The organism is Burkholderia sp. ZZQ-2, assembly GCF_050768715.1.
GTDB classification, from domain to species: domain Bacteria; phylum Pseudomonadota; class Gammaproteobacteria; order Burkholderiales; family Burkholderiaceae; genus Burkholderia; species Burkholderia cepacia.
The window spans coordinates 13,847-27,656 of the sequence record NZ_LDVA01000347.1 but is presented as its reverse complement, the minus strand read 5'-3'; the positions used below and the strand labels follow the sequence as shown (position 1 = coordinate 27,656).

Below are 13,810 nucleotides of genomic sequence, written 5' to 3'. Positions count from 1 at the left end.
CGCTCCTGATGGCGTTATATCGGAAAAACCGATGATATCAAACTGGATTCATACGGTTGTGCCGATCAAAATGGCCGCCATCAACGAAGCAGACGAATCGGAGGGAATCATGAAACAGGTCAACAAAACGGTGACGGAACGGTTGCTGCATGCACTGACGTTCGAACTGGTCGCGATCGCGCTGTGCGCGCCGCTCGGCGCGTGGCTGCTCGACATGCCGGTGTCGCACGTCGGCGTGCTGACGGTGATGGTGTCGCTGATCGCGATGGCATGGAACATGGCGTTCAATACGCTGTTCGACCGCGTCGAGCGACGCGCGGGGTGGTCGCGCACGCTCGGCGTGCGGATCGCGCATGCGGCCTTGTTCGAGCTCGGCCTCGTCGTGCTGGTGGTGCCGGTCGCCGCGTGGTGGCTGAACGTGAGCCTCGTCGAGGCGCTGCTGCTCGACCTCGGTATCGTGCTGTTCTTCCTGCCTTACACGTTCGCCTTCAACCTTGCGTACGACGCGCTGCGCGCCCGCTGGATGGCACGCCGGGTCGCGGTGCAGGCAGGTTGAGGACGGGCGAATGCCGGTCAAGGCCGACGGGGCGGCGGCTGCCGCCCGTCAGCGCGCGGCGGCCCACAGCCACACGCCGCACGCAACCGCGACCGTGCCGTACACGGCATAGACGGGCACCTTGAAGCGCGCGAAGCAAAGCGTTGCGAAGGCGCCCGTCAGCCAGTAAACGGGGTCGGCCGGTTCGCGGTGCAGGATCCTCACGACCGCGACGACGAGAAAACCCGTGGTCGCCGCGCGCAGCAGGCGCATCCCGTGCTCGAAACGCGAATGGCGCTTGAGCCGGGACAGATGGTTCTGCGCAAACACGACGAGGCAGCCCGACGGAATGAACAGCGCGGCCGTCGCGAGCAGCGCGCCGACCCAGCCGTCGGTCAGGTAGCCGAGAAACGGCACGACGTTCAGCAGCGGCCCGGGCGCGACGGGCGACAGCGCGAACGCAAGCGTGAAGTCGTGATCGGAGATGCCGGTTGCCGGCGTGACGAACAGCGTCTTGAGCACGGGCAGCGCGGAAAAGCCGCCGCCGAACAGCGTCATGCCGGCGCCGGCGAGGCGCGGCCACAGTAGCGTCGCCTGGTAATCGCCGGGCAGCGGCACCGCGAACAGCGTGACCAGCACGCCGAGCAGCACGAGCAGGTTGCGGTCGCGGGCCGACAGCGTGAAATCGACCGCGTCGCGCTGCGGCGGCCCGGTCAGCCAGCCCGCCGCGAATGCGGCGAAAAGAATCCCGACGAAAGCGGCCGGATTATGCGCGAAAGCAAGCAGAATCGTCGACAGCGCGGCGATCAGCTGTTCGCCCCGTGTGCGCGCGAGCGAGCGCAACTGCTTGACCCACGTCACGCCGATCAGTGCGGCGAGCACCATCCCGAAGTGATTGATCAGCATCGGCGCCGCCAGCGAGCGCACGAATGGCGTGCGATAGAAGATCGCGAACAGCGTCATCAGGATGGAGAAGGGCAGCACGCTCGCGATGCCGGCAACCCATGCGCCGACGCGGCCATGCAGTATCTGGCCGACCTGTACCGCCACGTTGCAGCCTACGGGACCCGGCACGAGCCAGGCCAGCGCGACGAGATCGCCGAATACGTGAGGCTCGATGCGCTGCAGCCGCTCCACGTAGTGGCGTTCGAGCTGCGCCATCATCGAAAGCCCGCCCCACGAGACCGCCGAAATGCTGGCAACGACCTTGAACAGGTCCCACAGGGAAGCCTGTGCCTGTTCGACATCAGCGGTCGCTTCGATTTCGACGGTTGTCATCTTGGTGGTATGGGCTCGGGGCCCGATCTCTCGCGTATGGCCATGCCGGCGGCCCGCCGACACGTTGCCCCTCCCGATTGTCCGCCGCGCATCGTGACACGACCATGAGCGAAAACGCTAGTTCATGAACCGAACAATCGGATCGGAAAACGAAACAATGACGGTGCACGCAACGCCCGCCACGGCTACGGTGCGCTTACGCGCCCGTGCTGCCTGTCGCGCGGTGCGCGATCACGTTCGGTGAATCGCTGCGCACGCCGAAGCGTGCGATCAGCGCGGGAATCGCGTCGGCCGGCACCGGTCGCGAGAACAGGAAGCCCTGCGCCTCGATTTCGCCGAGCGCGGACAGCCACGTGATCTGCTCCTCGGTTTCCGTGCCCTCGACGACGACGGTCAGCCCGAGCGAGCGCGCGAGATGCACGATCGACGACACCATCACGCACACGCTGCGATCGTTCGGGATCGCCTGCACGAACGAGCGGTCGACCTTCAGCGTGTCGACGGAGAAGCGGTGCAGGTACGACAGCGACGAATAGCCGGTGCCGAAATCGTCGAGTGCGATCCGGATGCCGAGTTTCTTCAGTGCGACGATCTTCTCGGACACGAGCTCCGGATATTCCATCATCGCGGTTTCGGTGATCTCGATTTCGAGCCGGTTCGCGTCGATGCCGGTTTCCTGCAGCGTGCTCGAGATCGTCTCGATCAGGTCGCCGCGCCAGAACTGCACCGGCGAGATGTTGACCGCGAGCGTCAGCGTATCGTGGCCCTCGTCGCGCCAGCGCGCGATCTGCTCGCACGCGGTGCGGATCACGAAGTCGCCGATCGGCACGATCAGGCCGGTCGATTCGGCAATCGAAATGAATTCGTTCGCGGAGATGATCCCGTGCTCCGGGTGATCCCAGCGCGCGAGCGCCTCGAAGCCGGTGATGTGGCGGTGCGTGAGGTCGATCTTCGGCTGGTACGCGAGAAACAGCTGCCCCTCGGCGAGCGCGACGCGGAGTTGCTGTTCCCAGCGCATCAGGTGGTCGGCGCGGTGCGACAGGTGCGGCGCGTAGAACTGATAGCAGTTCTTGCCGGCGTCCTTCGCGCTGTACATCGCGAGATCGGCCTTCTTCAGCAGGTCGATCTCGCTTTCGTTCGCGACCGTGTGCAGCGCGATGCCGATGCTCGCGTGCAGGACGAACGAGCTGCCGCGCACGTCGAACGGCTCGCTGAACATCCGGATGATCGCTTCCGCGAGCCGCACCGCGCGCCGCTCGACGTCGTCGCCCTTCATCACGACGACGAACTCGTCGCCGCCGATCCGCGCGAGCGAGCCTTCGTCGCCGACCGCATCGGCCAGGCGCGACGCGGTCATCTGCAGCACGATGTCGCCGGCGTTGTGGCCGAGCGTGTCGTTGACGGTCTTGAAGTTGTCGAGGTCGATGAACAGCAGCCCGAGTCGCGACAGGCTCGTCGGCATCGACACGTCGTTGCGCAGCCCGCGCAGCGTCGCATAGCGGTTCGCGAGGCCGGTGAGCAGGTCGTATTCGGCGAGCTGCGTCATTTCCCGCTCGCGGCCGAGCAGCTTGCCGATCAGGCCCGTCGCGACGCCGAAGAACGCGAGCATCGCGAGCGTGATGAAGCTCGTCATCAGCAGGTAGACGTTGCGCGTGTGGTAGTAGTCCGCGAATTCCTCGGTCTGCGACAGCCCGACCATCACCGCGAGCGGGTAGCCGTCGAGGTGGCGGTACGACACGATGCGCGTCACGCCGTCGATCGGGTCGATGATCGTGCCCGTCACGCGCTCGGCGATCGGGTAGACGCCCGACGCCGAAAACGCGCCCGGCGCGTTGCTGACCGAGCCCGTGCGCCGCGCGAGCACGCCGCCCGTATCGGACACGACCGCGATCACGCCTTCCTTGCCGATCGCCGCGTTGTTGTAGAAGTCGTTCGTGAAGTAGCTCGGGTCTTCCGACACGACGACGATGCCAGCGAAGCTGCCGTCCGGGTTGTTCAGGCGGCGTGTCATCTGCAGCGTCCAGTGGCTCGATACGCGGCCGAGCACGGGCTTGCTGATGAAGAGGCGGTCGTCGTTGTGCGCGAGGTGGACCTTGAAGTGCTCGCGGTCGGACAGGTTGATCGGCTGCGGATGCAGCTCGGCCGTGTTCGCGAACAGGATGCCCTTCGCGTTGACGAGCGACACCTGGATCAGCGTGTCGCTCGGCACGACGCCTTTCTCGACGGCGCTCGCGAGGTTGAAGCGTGCGGGGGACTTCTCGAATTCGAACTTGACGAAGCGGGTGATCTGGTCGACCTGGTGGATCGCCTTGACCGTATGCTGCTCGAGCGCGGAGGACAGGATCGCCGCGGAAGCCGCCGCCTCCTTGTATGCGCTGTCCTTTTCCACCGAGAGACGCGCGATGATCACAGCCCACAGCAGCGCAAGCGCCAGCATCCCGAGCAGCGGGATCGCAAATAGCGCACGCCGGCGCGATTTGCGCGGCGCGCGAAGCGGCCGGGTCGGCGGCGTGTGGTTGGACCGGGCGGAGCTCATCGAAGAGGGTGGCGTCCTGCTCGCGTGCGCCATCCGTCAGGATGGCTGGCTATGGTTCGGGTTGTCCCGACGTCTGTTCGTTCGCGGGACACGCAACCATGGACAGACCTCCGAAACAACGGATTAGGCCCGATATTACTGGCTGGAACGTTTTTGCGATAGTTGGGCGAAGCGTAGGGGGGCGCCGGGCGGGCCGGCGCCATCGCACATCGCGAAATGTCACACGGGTGACAGGAAGGTGCCGTCGACGACCGTGACGACGTGGCCGCCGATCCAGGTGGTGCCGTCTTCGGCATAGCTGACGAAGATGCGGCCGTCGCGGCCGATCGCCGTACCCTGGCGGGCCGTATACGACGGGCCGGGGCGGCGCTCCTGCCGCGTCAGCAGCCCCGCCAGTGCGGCGTTTGCGCTGCCGGTGACGGGATCCTCGCCGAAGCCGAAGTTGCCGCCCGTCATCAGGCAGCGGATTTCGAACGTCGCGGGGCCGCCTTCGGCGTGCGGTGCGTAGACGGCGAGGCCGTCCATGCCGTAACGGTGCGTGAGCGCCTCCAGCGCGGCCGGATCGGGCGACAGGCCGATGCACGCGTCGGCCGACTTCAGCCGCACGACCAGCCACGGCGCGCCGTTGTCGACCGCGCACGGCTCGGCTTCCAGGTCGATCGCGTCGCTGCGCAGCGCGGCAGCCAGCGCCGCGTAGTCCGAACGGTCGAGCGGCGTGACGCGGGCCGGCGGCGCGGCGAACGCCCAGCCGTCGGCCTGCTCGCGCAGCGCAACCAGGCCGACCCCGCACTGCTGGATCAGCCGGCCCGGCGTACGCGGCCGCGCGCCGCTTTCCAGGAACGCATGCGCGGTGCCGAGCGTCGGGTGGCCGGCGAACGGCAGTTCACCGGCCGTCGTGAAGATCCGGACGCGGTAGTCGGCTTCCGGATCGGTCGGCGTGCAGACGAACGTGGTTTCCGACAGGTTCGTCCAGCGGGCGATCTCGAGCATGGCGTCGTCGCCGAGCGAATCGGCGTCGAACACCACGGCGAGCGCGTTGCCCTTGAACGGCACCGACGTGAACACGTCGACCTGCTTGAAGCGGACGAGACGGCCGGGCACTGCGTTGCGCCCGTTACGCAACTTCGGCGATCAGCTCGATCTCGACGCACGCGCCGAGCGGGATCTGCGCGACGCCGAAAGCCGAGCGTGCGTGCTTGCCCGCGTCGCCGAACACTTCGGCGATCAGTTCCGACGCGCCGTTCGTCACGACGTGCTGTTCGGTGAAGTCGAGCGTCGAGTTGACGAGGCTCATCAGCTTGACGATGCGCGTGACCTTGTTCAGGTCGCCGGTGTGCGCGTGCAGCGTCGCGAGCAGGTCGATCGCGATCGAGCGCGCGGCCGCCTTGCCGTCTTCCGTCTGAAGATCCGCGCCGAGCTTGCCGGCCCAGACCTTGCCGTCCTTCTTCGCGATGTGGCCCGACAGGTAGACCGTATTGCCGCTTTGCGCGCTCATCACGTAGGCGGCGGCCGGTGCGCCGGCGGTCGGGAGCTCGATGCCGAGCGACTTCAGCTTGTCGTAGACGTTAGCCATGGATTCGATTCCTCGTAGAGAGTCGTGACAGGAAAAAGGGGATCAGAGGCGCTCGCGCAGCAGCTTGCCGAGGCGAGCGACGCCTTCCTCGATCTTCTCGGGCGGCACCGTCACGAACGACAGGCGCAGCGTGTTCTGCTGCGCGTTGTCCGCGAAGAACGGCGCGCCCGGCACGAAGGCGACGTGGTTGTCGACGGCCGCGGCGAGCAGCTTCATGCTGTCGATCTGCGCGGGCAGGTTCACCCAGATGAACATCCCGCCTTCCGGCCGGTTCCACGTGACGCCTTCCGGCATGTGGCGCTCGAGCGAGCCGAGCATCGCGTCGCACTGCGCGCTGTACAGCTCGCGGATCGTCGGGATGTGCTCGTCGAGGAAACCGTCCTTGATCACTTCGTGCGCGATGCGCTGCGTGAGCGTCGGCGTATGCAGGTCGGTGGCCTGCTTGGCCTGCACGAGCTTGAAGTGGAGTTCCTCGGGCGCAATGATGTAGCCGATCCGCAGGCCCGGCGCGAGCACCTTCGAGAACGTGCCGAGGTGCACGACGTGATCGGGCGCCATCGACAGCATCGTCGGCAGCGGCTCGCCGCGGTAGTTCAGCGCGCCGTACGGATCGTCTTCCAGCACCGGGAACGGGCTCGACTGCGCGAACGCGGCGAGCGCGCGGCGGCGCTCGACGGGCAGGCGGCGGCCGGTCGGGTTCTGGAAGTTCGGCTGCGCGTACAGCAGGCGCGCGCCTTGCGTGAGTTCCGGCGTCAGGCCTTCCGGCAGCAGGCCCTGCTCGTCGGTCGGCACCTGCACGTAGCGCGGCTCGTACAGCGAGAACGACTGCAGTGCGCCGAGGTAGGTCGGGGTTTCGACGAGGATCGGACTGCCCGGATCGACGAGCGCCTTGCCGAGCAGGTCGAGCGCCTGCTGCGAGCCGGTCGTGATCAGCACCTGCGACACGCGCACGCTGTAGCGCTCGGCGATCCATTCGCGCAGCGGCAGGTAGCCTTCGGTCGCGCTGTACTGGAGCGCGGCGGCCGGCGCGTCGCGCAGCACGCGATCGGCGGCGGCGCGCATGCGTTCGGCCGGGAACGTCGCGGGGGCGGGCAGGCCGCCGGCGAACGAGATGACCTCGGGGCGTTCCGTGACCTTCAGGATTTCGCGGATCGCAGAGCTCGTCAGCTTGCGGGCGCGTTCGGAAAGCTGCCAGTGCGGCGGATGCAGGTCGCTCGGATTCATAGTCTCCTCGTTCGGATATCGTGGTCAGTCAAGAAAGGTCGTTCGGGCAAATCGCTTCGACGCTGCCGGGTGGGCATGCGCGAGCGCGATCGAGCCTTCGCGGCCGGGTGGGCAAAACCGATCAGGCAAAACGTTCATTATGGCGCACCTGTTCAGCCGGCGCGAGCCGGTTGCGCGGCCGTGGCGACCGCCGAGCGGCGCCCGAGCACCACGGTGGCGATCACCGCGGCCGCGAACAGCCACGTGGACGACGTGACCGTTTCGCCGAACAGCAGCGCGGAAAAGGCGATCGTGAAGAAAATCTGCAGCAGTTGCACCTGGCCCACGCGCGCGATGCCGCCCATCGCGAGCCCCGCGTACCACGCGAAAAAGCCGATGAATTGCGAAAAGAGGGTCACGTAGCCGAAGGCGAGCCACGTGCGCAGGGCGAGCGGGCCCGGATGCGCGGCATGCTGCATCCATGCGAGCCAGCCGACCGGCAGCACGAGGAACGGCGCGGACACGACGAGCGCCCAGCAGATCACCTGCCAGCCGCCGATCTGGCGCGCGAGGCGCGCGCCTTCCGCATAGCCGAGCGCGCCGATGCCGACCGCGACGAGCATCAGCGCGTCGCCGGCCTGCACGGTGCCGCCGCCGTCGCGCAGCGCGAACGCGATCACGAGTGCGCTGCCGGCCACCGCGCTGGCCCAGAACGCCTTCGACGGCCGCTCGTGCGACAGCCATGCCGCGTACAGCGCGACGAACAGCGGCTGGAGGCCGTTGACCACTGCGCCGTGCGACGCCGGTACCGATTTCATCGCCCACGCGGAGAACACCGGATACGCGATGATCACGCCCGCCGACGTGATCGCGAGGCTTTTCAGTTGCGCGCGGGTCGGCAGCGGCTCGCGGCGCCACCACAGCAGCAGGCCGGCCGGTACGGCGGCGGCGAGCGCGCGGCCGAGCCCGTTGAGCAGCGGATGGAGTTCGGAGACGACGATCCGCGTCATCGGCAGCGTCAGGCTGAAGATCATGACGCCGATGAGGCCGAGCAGCATGCCTCGGGTTTCGCGCGAATTCATGGGGTAAGTGTCTCCGTGTTGCCGGTATTGGGGTGGGGGCGGGGCGGCCGAGGGCTCAGCGCAGCGTGCGCGGGCCCTGCGGCGTGTCGAATTCGGCGACGAGCGCGGGCGGGCCGTCGGCGGCTTCGAGGTCGAGCAGATGGGCGGCGCCGAGCCAGTCGAGCTGCTCGCGGACAGCGTCGGCACGCGGGTGGGTGCCCTTGAGCGCCTTCAGCGCGATGCCGTTATCCGGCAGCGACTCGGCCGGGTGGCGCGGGCTGTCCCACTGGATCAGCGACGGCACGAGCCCGTCGCCCGCGCCTTGCCACGCGGGGAATGCGCCGTCGTCGGGCACGGTGAGGCCCCAGCTCAGGTCGCCGCGCCGCATCGCGACGACCGGCGCGATGCGTGCCGGGTACTGGCTCTGCCACAGCGCGAGCTGGCGCGGACGGTCGACGCGCGCGACCCAGTGCGCGAGAAACGGGCCTTGCGCGAGCCGCGCGTGCATGGCCGGCTCGTCGAGCGCGAACAGCCGGGCGCGCGGCGGCTCGGCGCCGTCGTTCGGCGCCGGCGCGTCGGGGTCGATCGCGATCACCTCGAGGTACAGCCCGCCCCACGCGCCGAACAGCGCATTGTGGGTTCGCATCAGCGGGTGGCGGCCGCCGCCGGCCGGATCGATGCCGAGCGCGTCGGCGACATGGCGTACGCCTTCGTCGAGCGTACGCGCGGCGATCACGAGATGGTCGAGTGTCAGGGAGCGGGCTGGCATGAACGTCGGTCGGGAAGCGAAAGTGTCATGGTGGGCAGGCGAGGCGCCGGGCGGTGGCCGGACCGGCCGGCGTACCGGCCGCGATGCGGGCCGGTGGGCGCCGTGCCGGGTGCGGCGCTGCCGGAACGGCAGCCGCACGATCGCCAGTCCGGTCAACTGTAATCGTCGCTACCGGCACAGTAACGGTACAATCGGCGCGATAGCCTTCGGTACAGTTGGAGCTGCCGCCCATGTCCACCGTCCCACTCGCCCAGATTCCCGCGCCGCACGATACGGCCACGCTCACGCTCGTCGACCAGCTGGTCCAGTGGGCGCGGCGGCGTATCGACGAACGCGTGTTCCGGCCCGGCATGCGGATGCCGTCGATCCGCAAGCTCGCGCTCGACAAGAGCGTATCCCGCTTCACCGTCGTCGAGGCCTATGAGCGGCTCGTCGCGCAAGGCTATCTCGACTCGCGGCGCGGCTCGGGTTTCTACGTGCGCGAGCGCACGGCCGCCGGCCCGCAGCCGGCCGACAGCGTCGCGCGCGTGGCCGAGGCCGCGCCGGTGCACAACACGATCGACGTCGTCTGGCTGCTGCGCAACATGCTGCACACCGTCAGCCCGGAAAAGGGGCCGGGTCTCGGCTATCTGCCGGGCCGCTGGCTCGACGGCGAACTGATTACCGGCGCGCTGCGCGCGCTCGGGCGCCAGTCCGGCGCGCAGATGCTCGGCTTCGGCACCGCGCAGGGCTTCCTGCCGCTGCGCCAGCAACTGCAGACGCGCCTCGCCGAAGTGGAGATCGGCGCGAAACCCGAGCAGATCGTGCTCGTCTCGGGGATCACGCAGGCGATCGACCTGATTTCGCGGATCTACATGCGGCCTGGCGACGCGGTGATCGTCGGCGATCCGGCCTGGTTCCAGATGTTCGGCCGCTTCGCGGCGCAGGGCGCGCAACTCGTCGGGATGCCTTACACGCCCGACGGCCCCGATCTCGACGCGCTCGAAACCCTGGTGCAGATGTGGCGGCCGAAGATGCTCGTGATCAACTCGGTGCTGCAGAACCCGACCGGCACGTCGCTGTCGGCCGCGCAGGCGTTCCGGATCCTGAAGCTCGCGGAGGCGTACGACTTCCTCGTCGTCGAGGACGACGTGTACGGCGACCTGTGCCCGCCGAGCTATCCGGCCACGCGCCTCGCGAGCCTCGACCAGCTGAAGCGCGTGATCTACCTCGGCAGCTATTCGAAGACGCTCGCGGCGAACCTGCGGGTCGGCTATGTCGCGTGCGCGCCGGAGATCGCGAAGGCGGTCACCGACCAGAAGATGCTGGTCGGGATGACGACGCCCGAGCTCAACGAGCGCGTGCTTTACAAGATCCTGACCGAAGGGCATTACCGGCGCCACGTCGAGCGGCTGCGCGCGCGGCTCGACGGCGTGCGCGACAAGACCGCGCGGATGCTCGAGCGCACCGGGCTCGGCCTCTTCACGATGCCGGCGGCAGGGATGTTCCTGTGGGCCGACACGGGCGTCGACTCCGACGCGCTCGCGGCGGTCGCGCACGAGGCCGGCTTTCTGCTGACGCCGGGCAGCCTGTTCTCGCCGCAGCAATCGCCGTCGACGTGGATGCGCTTCAACGTCGCGAACTGCGGCGATCCGGCGCTGCCGGGGCTGCTGTCGCGCTATATCGATTCGGCCGTACGCCGCGCGTCGTGACCCGGCGCGGCACGCCGGCCCTTGAAATCGGGCGTGCGATCCCCAGATACGCGCGCAAACCGCTTGCGCCAGGCGGTGGCCCTCCAGGGCCGTCCGGCATCGCGCGCCGGGCGCCTGCGCCACACCATTCAAGTTCAAGTAAGAGGAAACAGCATCCATGGCACATGAAACGATGAGCTTTCAGGCAGAGGTCAAGCAACTTCTCCACCTGATGATCCATTCGCTCTACAGCAACAAGGAAATCTTCCTGCGCGAACTGGTGTCGAACGCGTCCGACGCGGCCGACAAGCTGCGTTTCGAGGCGCTCGCGGACAACGCGCTGTACGAGAACGATCCGAACCTGCGCATCCGCATCGGCTTCGACAAGGCTGCACGCGCGATCACGATCGAGGACAACGGCATCGGCATGAGCCGCGACGAGGCGATCGCGAACCTCGGCACGATCGCGCGTTCGGGCACCAAGGAATTCTTCACGAAGCTGTCCGGCGACCAGCAGAAGGACGCGGCGCTGATCGGCCAGTTCGGCGTCGGTTTCTACTCGGGCTTCATCGTCGCGGACAAGATCACCGTCGAGACGCGCCGCGCGGGCCTGCCGGCGAACGAAGCCGTGCGCTGGGAAAGCGCGGGCGAGGGCGACTTCACGATCGACGCGATCGAGCGCACACAGCGCGGCACGACGATCACGCTGCACCTGCGCGAAGGCGAGGACGAGCTGCTGTCGTCGCACCGCCTGAAGTCGATCATCCAGAAGTATTCCGATCACATCGCGCTGCCGATCCTGATGCAGAAGGAAGAGTGGGATCAGGAAAAGGGCGAGATGGTCCTGAAGGACGAGGACGAGACCGTCAACCAGGCGAGCGCACTGTGGACGCGTTCGAAGAGCGACGTCACCGACGAGCAGTACACGCAGTTCTACCAGCACATCGCGCACGACCACCAGGATCCGCTCACGTGGACGCACAACCGCGTCGAGGGCCGCAGCGAATACACGCAGCTGCTGTTCGTGCCGGCGCACGCGCCGTTCGACCTGTGGAACCGCGACTACCGCGGCGGCCTGAAGCTGTACGTGAAGCGCGTGTTCATCATGGACGACGCCGAGCAGCTGCTGCCGCAATACCTGCGCTTCGTGAAGGGCGTCGTCGATTCGGCCGACCTGCCGCTGAACGTGTCGCGTGAAATCCTGCAGGAAAGCCGCGACGTGAAGGCGATCCGCGAAGGCGTGACCAAGCGCGCGCTGTCGATGCTCGAGGAACTCGCGAACGCGGAAGAGGATGCCGGCAAGGAGAAGTACAAGACGTTCTGGGGCGCGTTCGGCCAGGTGCTGAAGGAAGGCCTCGGCGAGGATCACGCGAACCGCGAGCGCATCGCGAAGCTGCTGCGCTTCGCGTCGACGCACGGCGACACCGACGCGCAGGACGTGTCGCTCGCCGACTACGTGTCGCGCATGAAGCCCGAGCAGAGCAAGATCTACTACGTGACGGCCGATACGTGGCAGGCCGCGAAGAACAGCCCGCACCTTGAAGTGTTCCGCAAGAAGGGCGTCGAGGTGCTGCTGCTGACCGACCGCGTCGACGAATGGATGCTGTCGTTCCTGCATGAATTCGACGGCAAGCCGCTCGCGAGCGTGGCGCGCGGCGACCTCGACCTCGGCGAGCTGAATGACGAAGAGAAGAAGGCGCAGGAAGAAGCGGGCGAGGCGATCAAGCCCGTCGTCGAGAAGATGAAGGAAGCGCTCGGCGACAAGGTGAAGGAAGTGCGCGTCACGTTCCGCCTGACCGATTCGCCGTCGTGCCTCGTCGCCGACGACAACGACATGAGCGGCTACCTGCAGCGGATGCTGAAGGCGGCCGGCCAGAATGCGCCGGCGATGCAGCCGATCCTCGAGATCAACCCGGAGCACGCGCTCGTCAAGCAACTGAAGGCCGACAGCGCCGATTTCGGCGACTGGGCCCATCTGTTGTTCGATCAGGCGCTGCTGGCCGAAGGCGGCATGCTGGACGATCCGGCGAGCTTCGTGAAGCGGACCAACGCGCTGCTGCTGTCGCGCACCGCGTGAACGCGCGTTTGCGATTCGACGGCGGGCAGGCCGGCTGGCGCGAGACGCCGCGGCCTGGCTGCACGCTCGACCAGCGCGACTGGCTGACGCGCGGCGGATCGCTGACCGCGCACCTCGCGCGGCTCGGCCGCGTGAACGTGCGGGTGACGCGCGAGGCCGTCGACTGCCCGTGGTTCGACGAGCCGGACGCGCTCGCCAGTTCGCCGCGCGCGCCGATGTGGGTGCGCGAGGTGATCCTGTCGGTCGACGGCACGCCTTTTGTTGCCGCGCACAGCATCGCGCCGCTCGCGGCCAGCAAGGGCGTGTGGCAGGCAATGCGGCGGCTGCGCACGCGGCCGCTGGCCGAGTTGCTGTACAGCGATCCGCAGGTCGAACGTTCTGCGCTCGTCAGCCGGCGCGTGATCGCCGGCCATCCGCTGTACGCGCTCGCGAGCCATGCGCTTGGCGCGGGCGTGCGCGCGCCGCACGCGTTTGCCGCGCGACGCTCGGTGTTTCAGCGTCACGGCAAGCCGTTGATGGTCACCGAATGCATGCTGCCGGCGCTGTGGCGTCATCTCGATGCGCACGGCGACGGGCCCCGGTCCGTCGGGCCGCGTGGAGTCGCGTGATGCTGCAGGGGTTTGCGCCGGTCGTCGGGCCGGATACGCACACGATGATCCTCGGCAGTTTTCCGGGCGAGGCGTCGCTCGACGCCGCGCAGTATTACGCGCATCCGCGCAACCAGTTCTGGCGGTTGCTGGGGGCGGTGCTCGGCGAGCCGACGCTTCATGACCTGCCGTACGATGCGCGGCTCGTGTGCGTGCTTTCGCATGGCATCGGCATCTGGGACGTCCTCGATGCATGCCATCGGAAAGGCAGTCTCGACTCGGCGATCCGGAATGCGAAGCCGAACGACTTCGATTCGTTGCGGGAACATGCGCCGTTGCTCAAGCGCGTGTGCTTCAACGGCAAGACGGCAGGGCGGTTCGCCGACGTGATCGGCCACGCCGGATACGACACGCTCGTGCTGCCTTCGTCGAGTCCGGCGAATGCAATGTTGTCGTTCGAGCAGAAGCTCGCGCAGTGGCGGGGGATTCTCGTTTGACGATTCGACAGATCGTCGTTTCGT

General features: G+C 67.7%; 12 protein-coding genes. 5 read left to right on the top strand and 7 right to left on the bottom strand.

Annotation, left to right across the window (positions count from 1 at the left end; translation table 11 throughout):
• The first annotated feature begins 109 nt into the window (after positions 1 to 109).
• Positions 110 to 556: a multidrug/biocide efflux PACE transporter gene (locus ABY44_RS33340; RefSeq protein ID WP_059698014.1), complete on the top strand. Its 447-nt coding sequence runs from the start codon at positions 110 to 112 to the stop codon at positions 554 to 556.
• A gap of 48 nt (positions 557 to 604) precedes the next feature.
• Here the strand turns inward: ABY44_RS33340 and ABY44_RS33335 are convergent, their stop codons facing one another.
• The 7 genes from ABY44_RS33335 to ABY44_RS33305 form a co-directional block, all read right to left on the bottom strand.
• A complete protein-coding gene (locus ABY44_RS33335; RefSeq protein WP_027786787.1) occupies positions 605 to 1,813 on the bottom strand; it encodes a chromate transporter in 1,209 nt (402 codons plus the stop codon).
• A gap of 196 nt (positions 1,814 to 2,009) precedes the next feature.
• Entirely contained in the window at positions 2,010 to 4,349 is a 2,340-nt protein-coding gene (locus tag ABY44_RS33330; protein ID WP_027786788.1) for a bifunctional diguanylate cyclase/phosphodiesterase, read from the bottom strand.
• A 219-nt stretch (positions 4,350 to 4,568) separates the two neighbouring features.
• Positions 4,569 to 5,450 carry a PhzF family phenazine biosynthesis protein gene (locus ABY44_RS33325; RefSeq protein WP_059688839.1) on the bottom strand — a complete coding sequence of 294 codons (882 nt, stop codon included), beginning with the start codon at positions 5,448 to 5,450 and terminating at the stop codon, positions 4,569 to 4,571.
• Positions 5,451 to 5,463: 13 nt separating this feature from the next.
• Complete coding sequence (locus ABY44_RS33320; RefSeq protein ID WP_006478174.1) at positions 5,464 to 5,922, bottom strand: RidA family protein; 459 nt, start codon at positions 5,920 to 5,922, stop codon at positions 5,464 to 5,466.
• A gap of 42 nt (positions 5,923 to 5,964) precedes the next feature.
• The gene (locus tag ABY44_RS33315; RefSeq protein ID WP_048025387.1) at positions 5,965 to 7,146 is read right to left on the bottom strand and encodes a PLP-dependent aminotransferase family protein; all 1,182 of its coding nucleotides are present in this window, start codon (positions 7,144 to 7,146) and stop codon (positions 5,965 to 5,967) included.
• 152 nt (positions 7,147 to 7,298) lie between these two features.
• Positions 7,299 to 8,207: a DMT family transporter gene (locus ABY44_RS33310; protein WP_021158543.1), complete on the bottom strand. Its 909-nt coding sequence runs from the start codon at positions 8,205 to 8,207 to the stop codon at positions 7,299 to 7,301.
• 55 nt (positions 8,208 to 8,262) lie between these two features.
• The gene (locus ABY44_RS33305; protein WP_060172942.1) at positions 8,263 to 8,955 is read right to left on the bottom strand and encodes a VOC family protein; all 693 of its coding nucleotides are present in this window, start codon (positions 8,953 to 8,955) and stop codon (positions 8,263 to 8,265) included.
• Positions 8,956 to 9,185: 230 nt separating this feature from the next.
• Here ABY44_RS33305 and ABY44_RS33300 point away from each other — a divergent pair, with 230 nt between their 5' ends.
• From ABY44_RS33300 to ABY44_RS33285, 4 genes are all read left to right on the top strand, one after another.
• Positions 9,186 to 10,646 carry a PLP-dependent aminotransferase family protein gene (locus ABY44_RS33300; RefSeq protein ID WP_027786792.1) on the top strand — a complete coding sequence of 487 codons (1,461 nt, stop codon included), beginning with the start codon at positions 9,186 to 9,188 and terminating at the stop codon, positions 10,644 to 10,646.
• A gap of 157 nt (positions 10,647 to 10,803) precedes the next feature.
• Positions 10,804 to 12,702 carry a molecular chaperone HtpG gene (gene htpG, locus ABY44_RS33295; RefSeq protein WP_060172943.1) on the top strand — a complete coding sequence of 633 codons (1,899 nt, stop codon included), beginning with the start codon at positions 10,804 to 10,806 and terminating at the stop codon, positions 12,700 to 12,702.
• Between the two features lie 8 nt (positions 12,703 to 12,710).
• Positions 12,711 to 13,310 carry a chorismate--pyruvate lyase family protein gene (locus ABY44_RS33290; protein WP_060172975.1) on the top strand — a complete coding sequence of 200 codons (600 nt, stop codon included), beginning with the start codon at positions 12,711 to 12,713 and terminating at the stop codon, positions 13,308 to 13,310.
• Positions 13,310 to 13,786, top strand: coding sequence for a DNA-deoxyinosine glycosylase (locus ABY44_RS33285; protein WP_060172944.1), 477 nt, complete (start codon positions 13,310 to 13,312; stop codon positions 13,784 to 13,786). Before ABY44_RS33290 ends, ABY44_RS33285 begins: the two co-directional genes overlap by 1 nt.
• Positions 13,787 to 13,810 lie beyond the last annotated feature (24 nt).